Below are 18,911 nucleotides of genomic sequence, written 5' to 3'. Positions count from 1 at the left end.
AAAGCTGGATCATTTACAATGACCCAGCTCATACTTGAATTATTTTGCCGTCGACTCAACAATTTCATCAACCGTCTTCATTACATCTTCAGAAAGGACGGCAAGTCGCTTTTCACTGTCTTCCAAAGATGACCCTTTTACGGCGAAATAAAATTTCACCTTCGGCTCAGTTCCAGAAGGACGAAGACAGAACCAAGACCCGTCTTCCAGGAAGTATTTCAGTACATTTGATTTTGGCAAGTCGATAGCTTCTTCTTTGTTTTCAGTCAGAAGCGTCCGTTTGCTTACAGCGTAATCTTCTGCTGTGACAACCTGTTTGCCCGCCATTTTCTGCGGCGGATTTTGTCTGAAGGAAGCAAGAATCGCTTCAATTTGCTCTGCTCCTTGTTTGCCTTTCAGCGTCAGGGATTTCAGCCCTTCACGATAAAAACCATATTCGTTAAAGAGATTGATGAGCGCCTCATACAATGACATTCCCTGTTTTTTATAGAACGCGCAAACTTCAACTGCCAAAAGCGCAGCCTGAATGGCGTCCTTATCGCGGGCAAAATCCCCGATTAAATAACCGTAGCTCTCTTCATAACCGAATTGGAAGGTATACTGACCTGATGCCTCGTATTCCTTAATCTTTTCACCGATAAACTTAAAGCCTGTCAGCGTATCAATCGTATCAAGGCCGAATGAAGAAGCTACAGCACGGCCGATTTCGCTTGTGACGATCGTTTTGAGAACAACACCGTTATCAGGCAGGATGCCTTGTTTTTTCTTTTCAGAAAGCAGGTAATGAAGCAGCAGCGCTCCGGTTTGGTTTCCTGTCAGCACTGTATATTTGCCTTGATCGTTTTTCACCGCGATGCCGAGGCGGTCAGCATCAGGGTCTGTCGCGATGAGAATATCTGCATTCTGCTCCTCCCCAAGCTTAATGGCATATTCGAATGCCGCATGCTCTTCCGGGTTCGGCGATGTAACAGTGGAGAAGTTTGAATCCGGCAGTTCCTGTTCTTTGACAACCGTTACATTTTTGTAGCCGAGTGCTTCAAGACCGCGTCTGACCGGTTTATTTGCAGTTCCATGCAGCGGTGTGAAAACAACCTTTACATCTACTTCTTCCGATAATTCAGGATGTACAGAAATCGACGTCAGTTTTTCTGTATAAACTTTATCAATGTCTTCACCGATGATTTTGATTAAGCCTTTTTCTTTTAACTTATTTTCTTCGTCCACTGTGATCGTCAGCTCATTTTCAATCGCGTTTACCTGCTCAATGACGATGTCCGCTTCCTTTGGAGGCAGCTGGCCGCCATCATCCCCGTATACTTTGTAGCCGTTATATTCAGGCGGGTTATGGCTTGCCGTTACCACTATTCCCCCATAAGCGTTCAGCTGTCTGACAGCGAATGACAGCTCTGGCGTCGGGCGAAGCTCATCAAACACGTATGTTTGAATGCCTTGTGTCGCAAGTGTTTTTGCCGCTTCCATCGCGAACTCCGGAGATTTATGGCGGGAATCATAAGCAATGACAACGCCCCGTTTTTTCGCTTCCTCTCCTTGCTTCGAGATGTATGCCGCAAACCCGGCCGATGCTTTGCGCACAGTGTAAATATTCATCCGATTTGTCCCGACGCCGATTTCCCCGCGCATTCCGCCGGTACCGAATTCAAGGTCTTTATAGAAACAGTCCTCAAGGGCCTGTTCATCCCCCTCTAATTCAATAAGGCGCTCTTTTAATTCCGGATCTAAATGTTCTGTCTGTTGCCAGCGTTCATAGCTCTTTCTCCAAGTCATATTCGTCCTCCTATGTATCAGCTTATGCCATTATTTTATATGAAGCGGGTGCCTCTGTCACTTGATAACCTGAGATCTGGCCCTTTCGGCACGTAAAAAGAAATAACGGGCTGCAGACAGCCCGTTATGATTTATTGCTCAAGCGGTACGACCGCATCGTGTAAAAGCTTGTTGAGGTTTTCTGTATGTTTGTTTTTCGCCTGCTCATCCCATTGGAATCGCTCGCTCATAAAATCAATAACGGCATCTTTATATGTTCTTACCCAATTGATATCAAAAAATAAACGTCCCGTTCTGCGGACAAAGAAGTCAGCAGGGGTTGCAGTCATCTCTTCTTCTATACTGTATTCTGCCTCAGCAAGAATATGAACCGGAATGTTGCGTTTCGCGGCCTCATCTTTCAGCGCTTCTACCCGGTCAAAGACGCGATCTACGTTAGAGCCGTATCTGATCGCCAGCTGTTTTGCGTCTTTTTCTGATAAACCGGCTGCAATTCCTTCTTTTGTTTTCACGGTAACGAAGGACATAAGATTTTTCGAACCGCCGACGTGCCCGCCAGAGATTGGCATGTTTTTCGTTTTACATGGTCCAAAATCCTTTTCGCCTTCTTCTTTTAAGCGATCACTGACAAGATCAACGATGTGCTCCGCCATTTTTCTGTATCCAGTCAGTTTTCCGCCGGCAATGGTGATCAGGCCTGAGTCAGATGTCCAAATCTCGTCTTTCCGTGAAATTTCAGAAGGATCTTTGCCTTCTTCATGAATCAGCGGACGCAGCCCCGCCCAGCTGGATTCGATGTCATTCGCAGTGATATTCAGTTCCGGGAACATGTAATTGATTGAATTGATGACATAATCACGATCCTCCGTTGTCATCCGCGGATGCTCCAGCGCCTCTTTGTAAACAGTGTCTGTTGTTCCAACGTATGTTTTGCCTTCACGAGGAATCGCAAATACCATCCGTCCATCAGGTGTATCGAAATATACAGCCTGTTTCAGCGGAAAGACAGACTGGTCAAATACAAGGTGAATGCCTTTTGTATGCTGCAAATGCTTTCCGTTTTTCGAATGGTCTTTTTCTCTGAGCTGATCGACCCAAGGGCCTGTAGCATTGACAATTTTTTTCGCATACACTTTATATTCTTTCTTTGTCAGCACATCTTCAATTAATACGCCGACGGCTTTGCCTTTTTCGTAAAGAAGCTCCTTCACTTTGGAGTAATTCACAGGCTCTGCCCCGAATTTCACCGCTTCCTTCATGACTTCGATGGTCAGTCTCGCATCGTCAGTGCGGTATTCCACATAGTACCCGCCGCCTTTTAAGCCGTCTTTTTTTACCAAAGGCTCTTTTTGCAGCGTTTCTTTTGCTGAAAGCATGCTTCTTCGTTCTGACTTTTTCACACCTGCAAGGAAGTCATAAACTCTTAACCCGATAGATGTTGTAAATGAACCGAATGTGCCGCCTTTATGAAACGGAAGCAGCATCCATTCCGGTGTAGTTACATGAGGGCCGTTTTCATACACAATCGCCCGCTCTTTTCCTACCTCAGCGACCATTTTCACTTCAAATTGTTTTAAATAGCGCAAGCCGCCATGTACCAACTTCGTTGATCGGCTTGATGTTCCCGCCGCAAAGTCCTGCATTTCGCTTAGTGCGACCTTCATCCCCCTTGATGCCGCGTCAAGAGCTGTTCCGGCTCCTGTAATTCCTCCTCCGATAATAAATAGGTCATATGTTTTTTTCGTCATGTCTGTCAGCATGCGATCTCTTTCAAGACTTGAAAATTGATGTTTCATCATTACGTTTCCTCCTTGTTGTCACGGTAAATAGAAAAAGAGACCACAACAGCCAAAGTGCATGCTTACACTTTGGTGCTGTGGTCTCTCCTCATCTCAGGACCGTTCTTATTAACTTGTAACCATTATACCATAGTATTACTTTATTTAAAAGCCATAGCTGCTTTTACGGCTTTTTGCCAGCCTTTATACAGCTCATTTCGTTTTTCTTCTTCTAATCCAGGTTCAAACCGTTTATCCAGATTCCACTGGTTCGCGATTTCAGAACGGTCCTTCCAGAATCCCACAGCGATACCTGCCAGATAAGCCGCGCCAAGTGCAGTCGTTTCATTAATTTCCGGGCGCTCCACAGGAACATTCAACAGGTCTCCTTGGAACTGCATTAGGAAATTGTTTTTTACAGCTCCTCCGTCTACACGAAGCGTCTTTAATGAAATGTTTGAATCTGCTTCCATTGCGTCAAGCACATCTTTTGTCTGATAAGCCAATGACTCCAGTGTCGCACGGATAAAGTGCTCTTTTGTTGTCCCTCTTGTCAGGCCGAAAACCGAACCGCGCACATCGCTGTCCCAGTAAGGCGTTCCCAGTCCGACAAAGGCCGGAACGACATATACGCCGTCAGTTGAATCCACTTTCTCTGCATAAGATTCGCTAAGCGAAGAGTCCTGGAACATTCTCAATCCGTCTCTAAGCCACTGGATGGCAGAGCCAGCGACAAAAATGCTTCCTTCTAACGCATAGTTCACTTTTCCGTCAATGCCCCAAGCAATTGTTGTCAAAAGCCCATGTTCGGACTTAATTGCTTTTTCCCCGGTATTCATCAGCATGAAACATCCAGTGCCGTATGTGTTTTTCCCCATGCCTTCTTCAAAGCATGCCTGGCCGAACAATGCGGACTGCTGGTCTCCTGCCGCTCCCGCAATCGGAATATTTTTTCCGAAGAAGTGATAATCAACAGTCTCCGCATACACATGAGAGGACGGCTTCACTTCAGGGAGCATGGATTTCGGTACGCCTAGAATGTCGAGCAGTTCATCGTCCCATTTTAAATCGTAAATATTAAACATCAGTGTTCTTGAGGCATTGGAGTAATCGGTCACATGCGCTTTTCCGCCTGACATTTTCCAAATGAGCCACGTATCAATCGTTCCAAACAGCAGCTCGCCTTTTTCCGCTTTTTCTCTTGCGCCTTCCACATTGTCTAAAATCCACTTCACCTTCGTGCCGGAGAAGTATGGATCGATTAAAAGCCCAGTTTTTTCCCTGAATTTATCATTATATCCTTTTTCACGAAGTTCCTCACAAATGCCGGACGTCTGTCTGGACTGCCAAACGATTGCATTATAGACAGGACTTCCTGTATCTTTATCCCACACAACCGTCGTCTCGCGCTGGTTCGTGATGCCGATGCCGGCAATTTGAGAAGCGCTGATTCCTGATTCAGAGATGACTGAGGCGATAACCGCGAGGACAGAGCCCCAAATTTCATTGGCATTATGCTCAACCCAGCCAGGATGCGGGAAGTATTGTGTAAATTCCTTTTGAGCAGAGTGAACGATTTTGCCTTCTTTATTAAACAGAATCGCTCTTGAACTTGTCGTCCCCTGATCTAAGGATAAAATGTACGTTTCCATAAGATGTCTCCCCTTTGATTAAATATATTTTGAATTTGATAATGTTTTAGCAGAATGTGATTTCGTATAAACATAGAGTCCTAACAATACCACAACCAATATAACGCTTACAATCCAGAAGCTGCTTGTGATGTGCCCTCTAAATGCAGCGTTGTAAAATACGCCGCCGAATGATCCGCCTAAAATCGGGCCGACTACCGGAACCCATGCGTATTTCCAGTTTGATGAGCCCTTCCCCGGAATCGGAAGAAAAGCGTGGGCTATCCGCGGACCTAAGTCACGTGCAGGATTGATAGCATAGCCGGTGGTGCCTCCCAGAGAAATACCGATTGCTACAATGAGGAAACCGACGATTAAAGGATTAAGTCCTTCTGTAAATTGATTTGCCCCAATGGCCAAGATTCCAAGTACAAGGACAAATGTCCCAATCACTTCGCTTAAAACGTTTGCAAATGTATGCGGAATGCTGGGCCCTGTTGAGAAAACACCCAGCTTGGCAGCGGGATCATCCGTTGACTTCCAGTGCGGGAGGTAATGCAGATAAATAATCACCGCACCGATGATCGCTCCGATCATTTGCGCCGCAATATAAACCGGAACCTCTTTCCAAGGAAAATCTCCTACAAATGCAAGCGCTATCGTTAGCGCCGGATTCAAATGGGCACCGCTGATGCCGCCAACCGCGTATGCCGCCATGGCAACACCCAATCCCCATCCAAATACAACAACAATCCAGCCAGACTGGAATGAAAGCGATTTCTTTAAATTGACACCTGCACAAACACCTGCACCAAAAATGATAAGCAGCATCGTACCGATGACTTCTCCCCAAAATGCTGTCATAGCACATTCCTCCTAAAGTCACGATTAAAAAGCATGATAGAGAAGAAGAGAATAAAAAAACCACAACAAACCGCTTTACGGGTGCATAAACATTTGCCGTAAAGAGCTGCTGTGGTCTCCGAGTTCTCCATCACAATGTATTAACCTAGTGCAATTGTATCAGTGCATGAAAGCGGTGTCAATCACTTTCCGTCAAAAAGTTTTCATATTTTTTCCACAATTTGGTATTAGATGTTGTGACAGCTACAGCCCCCGCTTTCAATGCCTGCTCTACATCCTCTTCCGTACGGATGAAACCCCCAGCAAAGATGGGAATCCCTGTTTTCTCTTTTATTTCCTGAATGAGTGACGGAACGATGCCGGGAAGCACTTCGATGAAGTCAGGCTTATGCTTGCCGATAAACTCCATGCTTTTCTCCATCGCGCTTGTATCAAGCAAAAACAGGCGCTGAATGGCATAAATTTTCTTCTGCTTCGCTTTGGCAATCACGTTCGATCTTGTGGAAATAATCCCAGCGGGCTTGATATCCTGACATATAAATTCCGCACCGTATTCGTCATGCTTAATCCCTTGAATGAGATCGACGTGCACCATCATGTTCTTTCCATGCTTTTGCGCTTCTTTGATCACGCCCTTCAGCTGGCCGAGATGAATATCAAGAATAACACCGTAAGAGAACGAACTGTTCAAAAACTCATCAAATTGCTTCATATTGCGAATAGCCGGTAAGATCGGCTGGTTGTGAAAACTCATCATGTACTCCTTTAATCAATCACTTTTATATTATATCGTTTGAAAGCTTTCTTTCACCGTCTTCACGATAAAGGAAAGGTCCTCTTCTGTCAGGCAAAATGGCGGCGCAAGCTGGATGACATTGTTGTAGCCGGCGACTGTATCGCCGTTTTTGCCGACGATCAGCCCTTTTTCTTTGCACGCCGCAACCACTTGGTTTACTTTGGCGGCATCAGCCGGCTCTTTAGTCAATTTGTCTTTGACGAGTTCGATTCCGATCAGCAGCCCTTTTCCTCTAACATCCCCGACTGCCGGGTGTTCTCTCAGAGCTTGAAGCTCACCTAAAAGCTTTGCTCCAAGATCGCGGGATCGCTGAATCAGCTGTTCGTCCTCCATAATTTGCAGGTTTTTCAACGCCAAGGCACAGGCAGCCGGGCTTCCGCCGAACGTGTTCACGTGGCGGAAACGGTCATAAGGAGCTTCCCCCTGATACGCTTCGAAAATGTCCCGTTTAACAGCAGTCGCTGACAATGGCAGATACGCGCTTGTGATTCCTTTTGCCATCGTAATGATATCAGGCTTCACACCGTAGTGCATAAACCCGAACGGCTCGCCTGTCCGTCCAAACCCGCAGATCACTTCATCGCAAATCAAAAGGGCTCCGTGGCGCCGGCAAATGTCCTCCACCTTTTTCATATATCCGTCCGGCGGCATTAGGATGCCTCCGCCTGTAATGATGGGCTCCATAATGACCCCGGCAATCGTTTCGCTTAATTCCCATGTCATGATGCGGTCGATTTCATTTGCGCTTTCAAGCGTGTCTGCATCATCAGGATTCCGGTATATATCTGGCGGAGCTGCATGCAGGAACCCTTGGCTCAAAGGCTCGTATTTATATTTCCGCTGCGCCTGTCCGGTAGCTGAGAGCGCTCCCAATGTATTGCCGTGGTATGCCCGATATCTTGAGATGAATTTATAACGGCTGTGGTCGCCGTTTTGCAGATGGTACTGGCGGGCAATTTTAAAAGCAGTTTCGTTTGCTTCCGATCCGCTGTTGGAAAAAAAGATAACATAATCGCCGCCAAGCCATTCATTCAGCTTTTCCGCCAGTTGAATTGCGGGTGCGTGACTTTGCGTTAACGGGTAGTAAGGCAGCTCCTTTAGTTGCTCATAGGCAGCCTCCGCAAGCTCCTTTCTGCCGTAACCAATGTTGACGCACCACAAACCGGACATCGCATCCAAATAGCGGCGTCCGTCTATGTCGGTTACCCAGGCCCCCTCGGCCTTCTGGGCTATCAGGCTGTCCGCTTGATGCGCTCCCTTCATGGCATGCCACACAAATTGCTCATCTTTTTGCTTTAATCCCTGATTTTGCTGAATGTTTTCCATCCCCATCATCTCCATTTCATTAGCGTTCCCTATAATGCCAATTCAATTGAAACAGACCTTCTCTTTATGTGATGTCTTGGTGATGATTTCCCTGCCTTCAATATAAAGCCAGACCGGGTCAGAGTCAATAAACCGCGTAAATAATAAAACATCCCCTTTCTCAAGAAGAAAGAGGATGCAGCTTCCAAAGCAAAACAGGCAAAGTGACAATGCTCAGCATCGTACTGATAAAGGTCGCACTCGAAACAACTTGGACAGCCATTGCAATAGCAATGTGAAGCCTAGCCGTTTTCTGTATGATATAGGAAATGGCGAAAATACAGAAACTCTATAAGGCACCTCCACTATACCTACTTTTATTTTAAAGATAGCACCTAAACAATTCCGCTTTTGTTTTAAAAAACCCGCCAATTCAGGCAGGTTTTTTGGGAATTATTTTTTATATTGAATATGATAAATATCACGCCGTCTGTCTTTTAGCTGGCGCACTGTACCGTTTTGGCGCTGTCTTCTGAGAATTTCCAGGTCAACATCGCCGATGACGACCATTTCAATATTCGGGTTTGTTTCGCCGACAATGCCGTCACGAGCGAATTCAAAATCAGACGGGGCAAAGATGCCTGACTGGGCGTATTGGATATCCATGTTTTCCGTTTGCGGAAGGTTTCCGACCGTTCCAGAGATAACCGTATAAATTTGATTTTCAACCGCTCTAGCCTGCGAACAGTATCTGACACGCAGATAGCCTTGACGATCTTCTGTACAAAATGGCGTAAAGATGATTTTGGCTCCTTTATCAGCCGCAATCCGGGCAAGCTCAGGAAATTCAATGTCATAACAGATCTGGATCGCGATTTTCCCGCAGTCCGTATCAAACACGCGAACCTGGTCTCCTGCGCTGATCCCCCACCATTTGCGTTCATTCGGCGTAATATGGAGTTTGTATTGCTTTTCGATTGTTCCGTCCCGTCTGAACAGGTAAGCGATATTATAGATCTTGCCTTCCTCTTCGACGAAATGAGATCCGCCGATAATGTTGACGTTATACTTCACAGCCAAGTCAGTAAACAGGCTGATGTAATCTTCTGTATACTCAGTAATTCTCTGCACCGCCAAGCTCGGTGACCGTTCCTCAAGGAAGGACATCAGCTGGGTTGTGAAAATTTCCGGGAACACCGCAAAATCAGATCTTGCGTCTGAAGCAACATCGACATAGTATTCTACTTGATTCGCAAATTCCTCAAAGGAATAAATTTTCTTCATTTCGTATTGAATCACACAAATTCTAACAGGGAACGCCGATTTATAATAGCGTTTTGTCTGCTGCGGTAGATAATCCACATTATTCCATTCCATCAGCGTCGCATACTTGATCGAAGCTGTATCATCCGGGAGATAGTTCGGGTTAATTCGCATAAGGGTAAAGCCGTTCATCAGCTGAAAAGAAAGAACCGGATCGTAAATTTGGTGGCGTGTCACCTGTTCAACATACTCTCTCGCTGTCATTTCCTCTGCATATTTGTGATAGTTTGGAATCCGTCCGCCTATGATGATGCTTTTCAGGTTTAAGCGTCTGGCTAAGTCCTTTCTCGCCTCGTACAAACGGTGGCCAATCTTCATTCGTCTGTACTTCGGGTCCACCATGACTTCAATTCCATACATATTCAAGCCGTCAGGATTATGGTTGGTGATATAACCGTCATCTGTAATGTCCTGCCACGTATGGCGGTCATCATATTCATCAAAGTTAATCAGGAGACTTGAGCACGAACCGATAATTTCACCTTCGAATTCTGCACAAAACTGCCCTTCTGGAAAATGCTCCAAATGGCTGATTAAATGCTCCCGCTTCCAAGGCTCCATTCCTGGAAAGCAGTCCTTTTGAAGATCGATAATCTTGTCGATGTCTTTCTCTTCGATATTGCGGATAACCATTTTCTTTTCAAACCGGGTCAAATCTAATTTCTCAGACAACCTACTCGCTCCTTTCTAGTTTTGTGAGTTCAGATGATCAAGCAATAGGGCGAGCTCCATCTCCGCCATTGATTCAAGCCTGTGATCATAGTCTTCAAACATCAAGGTACCCGTTACTTTATTTGGGACAATGACACACTTCATGCCTGCACGTTTCGCAGCAATCGAACCATTGACAGAATCCTCAAACGCGAGACATTCCGCTGGCGATACCCCGAGGTTCTTTGCCGCCAATAAATAGAGTTCAGGATTCGGCTTCACCTCTTCCACATCATCAGCCGTTTGAATAACTTCAAAATCATCAAACAGGCCGATTTGCTTCAAATGGCCGGAAACCCATTTATAATCAGAGCTGGAGGCAAGGCCTATTTTTAAGCCTAAATCCTTTGCCGCATTCAAATACGCTTCGACACCAGGTCTCGCTTTTTCTGTTTCCATGCGTTTGGCGAACCGCTCTCTTCTCAATTGTGTGAGCTCTTCATGGTTCAGCTTTTTCCCGATCTGCTCTTCTAAATAGTCAAAAGGCCGGAAACCCGCAGCAGTTCCGATGACCTTCCCCCAGACAGATAGCGGCAGCACTGAGCCGTGCTCTTCAAATATTTCCTGAAGAACCTCATATTCGTGTGTTTCTGTATCTAGAATAAGCCCGTCAAAATCAAAAATTAACGCTTTAATCACTGGGTACAACTCCTTTAGTCCGAATTGAGACATATGTATACACTCAACTATACCCCGAAACAAGTCTGCTTTCAAAAAGTAAAGCTTTATGTGAAGAAAGAGCCTGCACACTGCAAGCTCTTTCTTATTAATGAATGTTTTGGTGAGAAATGTTTGTCAGCGCTGATCCCGCAGACTCGTTCGACATCTGATTGACTGCCAGGTCTCCAAGCGCAACGATCCCGACTAGATTGTTTTGATCTACAATAGGAAGGCGGCGGATTTGGTGCTGGGCCATCAGCTGCGACGCGTCTTCCAGACTCATATTAGGGTTTCCTGATACGAGTTCTGTTGACATCACTTCTGAAACGGGTGTCTGGCCATCACGGCCCTGAGCTGTAGTTCTTAATGCAATGTCACGGTCAGTCAGCATTCCTTTTAAAACACCTTGCTCTACAACGGGGATCGCCCCGACGTTATGCTGTTTCATTAGAGAAGCCGCTTCCTGAATCGTTTGATTCGGAGAAACGGTTGCCACCTGCGTTGTCATTGTATCTTTAACTGAACTCATTGTCAGCACCCCTTTCAATCATTAGTATGTTCAGACACGAGCCGTTTAAAAAGGGAGTTAGAGGAAAGGTTTTATGATATGATTTCTCTGATACAAAAAAGAGCTTTTCTAAAAATAGAAAAGCCCTTGCCGCATGATTATATCAGCCTTCTTTGTCCGAAAAAGGCTTTGTTAGTCTTCTTTTGAAAGTCAGAAAAAGCAAACGGAAAATAAATCCCAAAATCATTCAGCATCTTGCTGTTTTTTTCAAAAATCGCCTGATCACTCAAATCAGAGTGCGGCGAAGGCTTGGTCAGGATAATATGTATCATTTGCAGACAAGCCATAATTTGAAATGCTTCTTTTAATGTTCCTTGGTAATAATGGTTATTTAAAGACAGAACGCCTTTCTTTTTAAAGCGCTGAATGTCCAGTTCGGAGAAATAAAGAGGAAATACATCATGGATCAGCTCCATAGACAGCTCCTTGATAAAGCTCTCCTGTTCTGCAGTTGCTGCGTTCACAATTCTCACGTCAATCACCTTTCTTGCCATCGAATATCCTAAGTCTTACTCAAGAATAGCACAGAAAAAAACGCGAAAGCTAAGGTAAGTGTTTCCTATGAGAAACAGCAGCCTTCCGCTTCGAAAAGGAGCCATTTAACATGAATCAAAAAGGCAGAGGGCTTGAGATCCTCATCAATGAAAAACAGGACGGCCAATGGCTGTTTTCCGTACTCAAAACAGCGCTCAAAGCTTCTAAACCAGTGATACAAGACTGGATGTCCCATCAACAGATAAAGGTCAATCACGAATCCGTCTTAAACAATATGATTGCAAAAAAGGGAGACCGCGTGTTCATTGATCTTCAGGAAAGTGAAGCATCTTCGGTCATTCCTGAGTATGGCGAGCTTGAAATTTTATTTGAGGACAATCACATGCTCATCGTCAATAAACCCGCTGGCATCGCGACGCATCCGAATGAGGATGGGCAAACCGGCACACTGGCTAATTTGATCGCTTATCATTATCAGATAAATGGAGAAACATGTAAGGTGCGCCACGTCCATCGTCTTGATCAGGATACATCTGGCGCTATCGTTTTTGCCAAGCATCGTTTGGCACACGCCATCTTAGACCAGCAGTTAGAGAAAAAGACGCTGAAGCGTACGTATACCGCCATCGCTGAAGGTAAGCTACGGACGAAAAAAGGGACAATTAATTCACCAATCGGCAGAGACCGGTCACACCCGACAAGACGCCGGGTTTCACCAGGCGGGCAAACAGCCGTCACTCATTTCAAGGTAATGGCCAGCAATGCGAAAGAACGGCTGTCACTCGTTGAATTAGAGCTGGAAACAGGCAGAACACACCAAATCCGTGTTCATCTGGCGAGCCTCGGCCATCCGTTGACAGGAGACTCGCTTTACGGAGGCGGGAGCAAGCTGCTAAACAGGCAGGCACTGCACGCCAATAAAGTACAAGCGGTTCACCCGATAACAGACGAGCTCATAGTTGCTGAAGCCCCTTTCCCTGCTGATATGAAAAACCTTTGCCGCACATATTTTTCATGAAGAAAAGCCGCAGGCACTGCCTCGGCTTTTTAAGTCACTCGTTTTCCATATATAATATAGCGTTTCGGGGCATTTCCGACGTATGAAAACGGATAGCAGGTCGTCAGAATCAGCTCTTCCTTTTCATGCTGGAGCGTGATAATAGATGTGTCATCCTTATCGACAATTTTTGTATTTACAATTTCATATGTGAATTCTCCATATGACAGGAGAATACGGAGCCGATCCCCCTTTTCCAGCTCTCCCGTCCGGCGAAACACGGTATCCCGATGCCCCGACAGCACAATTTGTCCGTTTTCATCAGGATAATAGCTGTCCTTGTAATGCCCGACACCTTTTTCTAAATCATCAGCATCGGTGCCCTCCACGATCGGAAGCTCTGCATTGATTTTCGGTATTTCCAAAATGCCGCTCGCTTGGCCGGTCTCAGGCTTAAATGATGCTTTGTTCTTTGCTTGATCTGTGCTATTTTTCGTCCCCAAAAATTCCTGCGGCTTTTCAGCCGCCAGTTTTGCTTCTTTTAATGTCTGTTCCGTTTTCATATTCGTATCGATCAATTTAAAGCCTCCATAGCTTACGATCACTAGGCCGGCAGCAATGATGAATAGTGGAATAACTTTTTTCACGTTCTGGAGGCGCTCCTTTTTCTTCTGACATATAGATAAGTTCCTGACAATGTCACCGCCGCACCGATTACGATAAAGTTATAGTAGCCCGCTGACGTATCCGGAAGCGGATGATCAGACCCGCTTTCCGCAGTCTCGGTTTGTAACGGCAATGTGCTGATGCTATTAGCAGTATCAGCGGTTTTTGTGTTGTTGATTGGTATTTCATTGAATCTCGAAATGGCTGAAGGCGGCAGCTGATGAACCGGTGCTGTTCCCGGAGTTTCTTTTATATCAGGCAAATCTTCACCTGGCCTTGGATCCTCTTTAATCGGATCCTCCGTCCCCGGATCATCTCCAGGCTCTTCCGTAATCGGGTCTTCTGTTACAGGGTCTTCAATATCACTGACTTCAGCAAGCTTAATTCTTCCCTCTTTTGTATACGCAATTGGCTCATCAAAACTCTTCACGTACTCAACTGTCGCTTCCAAATCCTCAGGCCCTGTCACCGGATTTTTTCCCAGCAGTCCGATTGGCTGATATTTGGTTCCTGTCGCCGTCGCCATAAAGTTGTTGACGGTCAATGTATATGTGGCATCGGGCTGGATCTCGGTGCCATCTGCCATTTTCAAATCAACTGCTTTTCCGGTTTCTTTATCCCACGTATACGTAAACCCGCTGATGCTGTAGTCAGGCCCAAAAACCGGCGAGATTTGAGCATTGATAATCTCTCTTAAATCTTTTCCTTTAATCTCAAGCTTCGTTAACACATTTCCAAATGGCTGAATATTGTAAAGATCTCCCCACGTAATTGGGCCCTTCTTCAACGCTTCACGTATGCCGCCGCCATTCATAAGGGCAAAATCCGTTTTCATGGCAGTTCTCATACCATCCGCAATCAGGTTTCCAAGAGGTGTATCGCCGTCATTTGAATACCCCCCTTCCATATCAACAGCGGCTTCGCCGACTACCTCGCTGATAATCGGTTCCGCAATTGTTTCGTATTTCTTTAAAATGGCTGACGCGCTGACATCCGGTTCGATTTTACTTTGATCAACATATACGATTTCCGCGGACTTTTTGACAATGTCTTTTGTCGTTTTATCGATCTCTACATCAACGACACCTATCGCTTTTCCATATTCAAACGCTTGAACAATCAGTTTTCCATTCACTTCACCGTTAACAACCTGATGATTATGCGCGGCAAAAATCACGTCAATTTCAGAATCTGTTTTGTTTGCAAGATCAGCAGACTCACCGGAAATGGCGTTGCCGTTTTGTTCAGCTGACATATGTGCGAGAACCGCGATGGCCTTCACGCCTTTTCTCTTCAGCTCTTTGGCCGCCTTATTCACCGCTGTTGCTTCATCTGTAAACTCGATATTTTTTATTCCTTCAGGCATAACCATGCCAGCTGCCGACTGTGTGACAACTCCGATAAAAGCAACGGGTACGCCCTCCACATTTATGATGTCATAAGCCGGCAAAAAGGGCTCTCCAGTTGATTTCATTTTACAATTGGCACATACAAGGGGAAAGTTCTGTCCATCATATCCGCTTGTGCCTTTCGGATGATCACCGCCATTTAAGATCCTCAGCAGTTCATCCGTGCCTTCATCAAATTCGTGGTTTCCCACGGTTCCGACATCAAATCCGATGTCCTCCATCAGTTCTACAGTCGGTTCATCCTGAAGAAGAGAGGAAACTGGAGAGCTTCCGCCGATCATATCTCCTGCGTGCACAATCAGCGAGTTTTTCTTTTCAGCCTTTTTTTCTTTTAAATATGCGGCGGCATAATCCATGCGTCCAAACGTGCCGTCTACAGTTCCATTTCCATCAAGATCAAGCTCATATTGCTGATCGATTTTGCCATGCAAATCATTCATGCTGAGAATTCTAAGCGGCACATGTTCTTGAGGTGCCGTTTGCCTTTTTTTATATCCCGCGCTCTCCGCTTCACTTGCTGAAGCGAAGAAAATTCTGTTTTCCACAGCTACCTTCTTCCAGTCAGCTGGCTGCACATATGTTTTATTCGACGAATCCCCTACATATCTTGTCAAGCCTTTCCCTTGCTCTCTGGCTCTGAATTCAAACGGCATTTCCATGAGCGGATCGTTTTCATTCCAGATTCCTTTTTGGTCTTTTTTTGCAGCGGCTACTGCGGCCTGAAACTGCTGATAATCCTCTTCAATGTCAACCGGCCAAATAAAATACGTCGGAGCATATCCATTTTTCACAAGCTCTAAGTTCACGTTTAATCCTGATTCGGTTATGACTTGTCCGAGAAGTCTGCCATAGCTGTCCTTGGCTTCACTTCCGACCTTGACAGTAATTTTATCACCTGGGGACAGAACCGTTTTTAGATAGTCAGATGTTTTTTTGCCAAATCTTAATTGATTTTCATCTGCGTCATTTTTTGGTATGTGATATGTTTCGGGTGTATCTACATTTACAAACCGGATTTTTGTCGTTCCAAGCACCGGAGATTTGAGATGAATGGTATCGCCGTCAACTACCCGGTCAACAATCCCTTCATATTCTCCCTCCGCAGACGGAGGTGCGGGCTGCTCTTCAAGCAGCTTCAGGTCAGCCGATTTTCGCGGAAGCAGCTGAAAGGTTTGGTATCTGCTTAACACACCGGTAAAGTCATACCATTTGCCCTCATCAAGCTCGTTTATCACCCCTGTTTCATTCATAACCCGGAGCGTCATTGCATGATGGTCGTCATCAATCATTGTTACATTGTAACCGCCGCCGGCAGGAGAACTTGGAATTGAGGAAACAAAAGCGGTTAGTTTTACAACGCGTCCTTCATACTGATCACCTAGGCTGCCGTTAATAAGTTCATTGATTGTTAAGTGTTTGGGGGCGGGGAGGGATTGGTTTGACTGGTTGATTTTAATGCCTGATGAGCTTGGAACGATTTCTTTCAGCCCCTGGTAAGACGTGATTTTCCCTGTCACCGTGACATCCATACCCTCTTTTAATTCGGGAAATTGTTCAGGGGATGGCAAATAAATGTTAATGCCTCCGGTTTCATCTTGCAAAAAGGTCGACAGCTTCCCGCCTCCGATTGCGTTTTGATCAGCTGTAATGATCCCTTTTATCGTTACTTCTTCATTCAACCTTCCCCGTGCTTCATTTATGGTCACTGGCTGTTCAGCCGGCGGAGTTTTCGTGTCATCGGTTACGTTCATCGACTGAACGTTTTTAAGTCCTGTCGTGTTAAAGTAATTTTCAAGCTTTCCTTGAACCGTTATCTTTTTCCCAAGAAGAAGCGGATTGGTTTGCAGCCCAAATTGGCTTCTGAAAGCGGAGGGGATTTGCACAGGAAGGATGTGTTCGGGCGATGTCTCGTTTTTACGGCCTGCCAGCGCGACATTATAATCATTTGAAAAAGGGCTTGTCAGCTTATAATGCTGCGGGGAAACAGCCTGGCCGACTGCATATCCTTCGACAAGCGCCTGTCCTTCTTTTTGCTGTATTGCCTTCTCAACTGATATAGACTGCTGCGGTTCAGCTGCCTTTACAGCTTCGAACGTGTACATTACATTTAAGAACATTAATGCCGTGATCAACACAATATGCAGAATACGCCTCATCATATTTCCTCCCTTAATATACACATAATGACAACGATTTTGTCTGCTTATCATTTCGACAGACAGCATATAATTCCTCTCAGGCTTCTGCATAATACACGGCAGACTGACACAAAATACAGCTGATCTGAAAAAAAAGGAGGAATTCGGTTTGGATCAGTTCAATCAGCAGCAGCAATCCCAAATGAACAAAGGTATTCCTGGCAAACCGCATAAAAACCACGGCGGACATGAAATGTTTGATATGCATGAGGTGCTTTCCGGAACACTTACTGTGCTAGATCAGTTTATGATGCTAAGACAATTCTGTAAGGATCAAGAATTATTAAACATCCTTGATCGTCAACATCAATTCATCACATCTCAATACAATATAACTGCAGAATGCTTCAAAACAGGAAGCGAACCTTCACAAAAAACAGCAACTTATATGATGAAGGAAGACAACCAGACTGTTTACGGCATGCAGCCGTCACAGCCTAAAAAACCTGTTCAATCCATGAATGATATTGATGACAGCATCATCAGCCGACAAATGCTTTGCGCGATTAAAGCACAAGCTTCTATGCTGACGATGGCTTCTCTGGAAATGACAAATCCGGCCGTAAGACGCGTACTGTCTGCGCAAATTCAGGAGTATGTTGAAATGGCATTTGAAATTTTCCTATACCAAAACAAACACGGCTATTACCAGGTTCCTCAGCTTGATGCGCAGGATATGGAACAGCTGAGAAATTCATTCGCCCCTGCCCAAGGACAAATGCCTTCGACACAAGGCGGAATGGGTCAGCAAGGACTTCACTAATAACAAAGGCATTGGATAGTATCTATCCAATGCCGCACTGTTTTTTTTCGAATTTTTTCTTAAAATCTTTTTCAAATTGATCAAGACTTTCCTTTGTTGCTGATTTAAACCCTTTTTCAAAGTCCCCTTTTTTTGCTGTTTCCTTAATCATTTCTGAAATAATGTCTTTCCCATATTTGTCGGTAAGCTCATCGATCATATAAAAGCTTTGCAAATAGACATCAGTGTCATATTCGGCTCTGGCTTCCTGCCAGTCTCGATCAGTCTGCAAACGGTCAAAGGGCACGACAGAAAACGTGATCGGATCTATGAGCAATTCATAGTTCGCAATCCACTCGCTTAACCCTTCATGAAACCATAACGGAAACTCATCGGGATCCGTCTCAAGCTCCTTCAATTTCTGATGAAACGCATGGTGCGAGTATTCATGAATCAACAATCTTTGGTACAAATAAACCGCTACCTCGTCCCCTTCTAACAGTTTCTTTTTCTCTTCAGGCAACAGTCCAATCAACTGCTCCCGCTCAGAATAAAAACCGACTACATCCAATAAACCGGAGTAAGCCTCCATCTGTTTTTCATTAGGAAAAAAAATAATGTCAATAGGCTTTTGATTCGAATATCCAATCATAATCTGATTAATACTGACCGCATATTCAAGCGTTTCTTTCGTCAATGGCAGTAAGGACTTTTCCTTAGAAGTGTAATAAATATCGGCCTGTTTGAATGACTCTTTCTTCATGTGCTTCGTCACTTGGTCTTTTGTTATTCCAGATGCCTGACCTGGAAAAGACAGGATATACATCGCGCTTGATACGATGGCTGAGCTTACAGCCAGCATCACAAGGACTCCGCACAGGAATAGAGCGGATGCCGCACGCTTTCCTATGCCATCCCGCAAACGTCTCCCTCCCTGAGCCGGTCCGTCTTGTACCTTTTTATTTTTACTCTATGCAGCCTGA

At 45.1% G+C, this 18,911-nt stretch carries 14 protein-coding genes and 2 pseudogenes; 2 read left to right on the top strand and 14 right to left on the bottom strand.

Annotated elements, in window-relative coordinates; genetic code table 11:
* Positions 1-39 precede the first annotated feature (39 nt).
* The 11 genes and pseudogenes from pgcA to WA279_RS16985 form a co-directional block, all read right to left on the bottom strand.
* Positions 40-1,785: a phosphoglucomutase gene (gene pgcA / locus WA279_RS17030; protein WP_336156092.1), complete on the bottom strand. Its 1,746-nt coding sequence runs from the start codon at positions 1,783-1,785 to the stop codon at positions 40-42.
* 131 nt (positions 1,786-1,916) lie between these two features.
* Positions 1,917-3,584: a glycerol-3-phosphate dehydrogenase gene (glpD, locus tag WA279_RS17025; protein WP_336156090.1), complete on the bottom strand. Its 1,668-nt coding sequence runs from the start codon at positions 3,582-3,584 to the stop codon at positions 1,917-1,919.
* 140 nt (positions 3,585-3,724) lie between these two features.
* Positions 3,725-5,215, bottom strand: coding sequence for a glycerol kinase GlpK (gene glpK / locus WA279_RS17020; RefSeq protein WP_336156089.1), 1,491 nt, complete (start codon positions 5,213-5,215; stop codon positions 3,725-3,727).
* A gap of 18 nt (positions 5,216-5,233) precedes the next feature.
* Positions 5,234-6,058 (bottom strand): glycerol uptake facilitator protein GlpF, encoded by an 825-nt coding sequence (gene glpF, locus WA279_RS17015; RefSeq protein WP_268549476.1) that lies wholly within the window; start codon positions 6,056-6,058, stop codon positions 5,234-5,236.
* Positions 6,059-6,236: 178 nt separating this feature from the next.
* Positions 6,237-6,815 (bottom strand): glycerol uptake operon antiterminator GlpP, encoded by a 579-nt coding sequence (gene glpP, locus WA279_RS17010; RefSeq protein WP_003233388.1) that lies wholly within the window; start codon positions 6,813-6,815, stop codon positions 6,237-6,239.
* A gap of 27 nt (positions 6,816-6,842) precedes the next feature.
* Entirely contained in the window at positions 6,843-8,195 is a 1,353-nt protein-coding gene (locus WA279_RS17005; RefSeq protein WP_326214135.1) for an aspartate aminotransferase family protein, read from the bottom strand.
* A gap of 145 nt (positions 8,196-8,340) precedes the next feature.
* Positions 8,341-8,442, bottom strand: a pseudogene (locus tag WA279_RS20910) (AEC family transporter); the annotation flags it as partial.
* A 170-nt stretch (positions 8,443-8,612) separates the two neighbouring features.
* Positions 8,613-10,154 (bottom strand): bifunctional GNAT family N-acetyltransferase/carbon-nitrogen hydrolase family protein, encoded by a 1,542-nt coding sequence (locus WA279_RS17000; RefSeq protein WP_032725279.1) that lies wholly within the window; start codon positions 10,152-10,154, stop codon positions 8,613-8,615.
* A gap of 15 nt (positions 10,155-10,169) precedes the next feature.
* Positions 10,170-10,832, bottom strand: coding sequence for an HAD family hydrolase (locus tag WA279_RS16995; RefSeq protein WP_003233396.1), 663 nt, complete (start codon positions 10,830-10,832; stop codon positions 10,170-10,172).
* Positions 10,833-10,959: 127 nt separating this feature from the next.
* Complete coding sequence (locus WA279_RS16990) at positions 10,960-11,382, bottom strand: CBS domain-containing protein (RefSeq protein WP_003245462.1); 423 nt, start codon at positions 11,380-11,382, stop codon at positions 10,960-10,962.
* A 137-nt stretch (positions 11,383-11,519) separates the two neighbouring features.
* Positions 11,520-11,915, bottom strand: coding sequence for a YhcU family protein (locus WA279_RS16985; protein ID WP_003233401.1), 396 nt, complete (start codon positions 11,913-11,915; stop codon positions 11,520-11,522).
* Positions 11,916-12,025: 110 nt separating this feature from the next.
* Here WA279_RS16985 and WA279_RS16980 point away from each other — a divergent pair, with 110 nt between their 5' ends.
* On the top strand, positions 12,026-12,934 hold the full coding sequence (locus WA279_RS16980) for an RluA family pseudouridine synthase (RefSeq protein WP_336156084.1): 909 nt from the start codon (positions 12,026-12,028) through the stop codon (positions 12,932-12,934).
* A 29-nt stretch (positions 12,935-12,963) separates the two neighbouring features.
* Here the strand turns inward: WA279_RS16980 and srtA are convergent, their stop codons facing one another.
* Both srtA and yhcR read right to left on the bottom strand, forming a co-directional pair.
* A complete protein-coding gene (gene srtA / locus WA279_RS16975) occupies positions 12,964-13,560 on the bottom strand; it encodes a sortase SrtA (protein WP_251188510.1) in 597 nt (198 codons plus the stop codon).
* Positions 13,557-17,213, bottom strand: a complete 3,657-nt coding sequence (gene yhcR / locus WA279_RS16970; RefSeq protein ID WP_336156083.1) for an endonuclease YhcR — start codon at positions 17,211-17,213, stop codon at positions 13,557-13,559. Before yhcR ends, srtA begins: the two co-directional genes overlap by 4 nt.
* 82 nt (positions 17,214-17,295) lie before the next feature.
* Between yhcR and WA279_RS16965 the strand changes: the two genes are divergently transcribed.
* The gene (locus WA279_RS16965) at positions 17,296-17,949 is read left to right on the top strand and encodes a spore coat protein (protein WP_100506262.1); all 654 of its coding nucleotides are present in this window, start codon (positions 17,296-17,298) and stop codon (positions 17,947-17,949) included.
* On the opposite strand, the pseudogene WA279_RS16960 reads toward WA279_RS16965, so the two are convergent.
* Positions 17,881-18,850, bottom strand: a pseudogene (locus WA279_RS16960) (hypothetical protein). The gene WA279_RS16965 and the pseudogene WA279_RS16960 sit on opposite strands and share 69 nt — an antisense overlap.
* Positions 18,851-18,911: the final 61 nt, after the last annotated feature.

Origin of the sequence: Bacillus sp. 204(2023), assembly GCF_037027505.1 — a bacterium.
In the GTDB taxonomy this organism is placed as follows: Bacteria; Bacillota; Bacilli; order Bacillales; family Bacillaceae; genus Bacillus; species Bacillus subtilis.
This window is presented reverse-complemented; position numbering and strand designations above follow the sequence as displayed.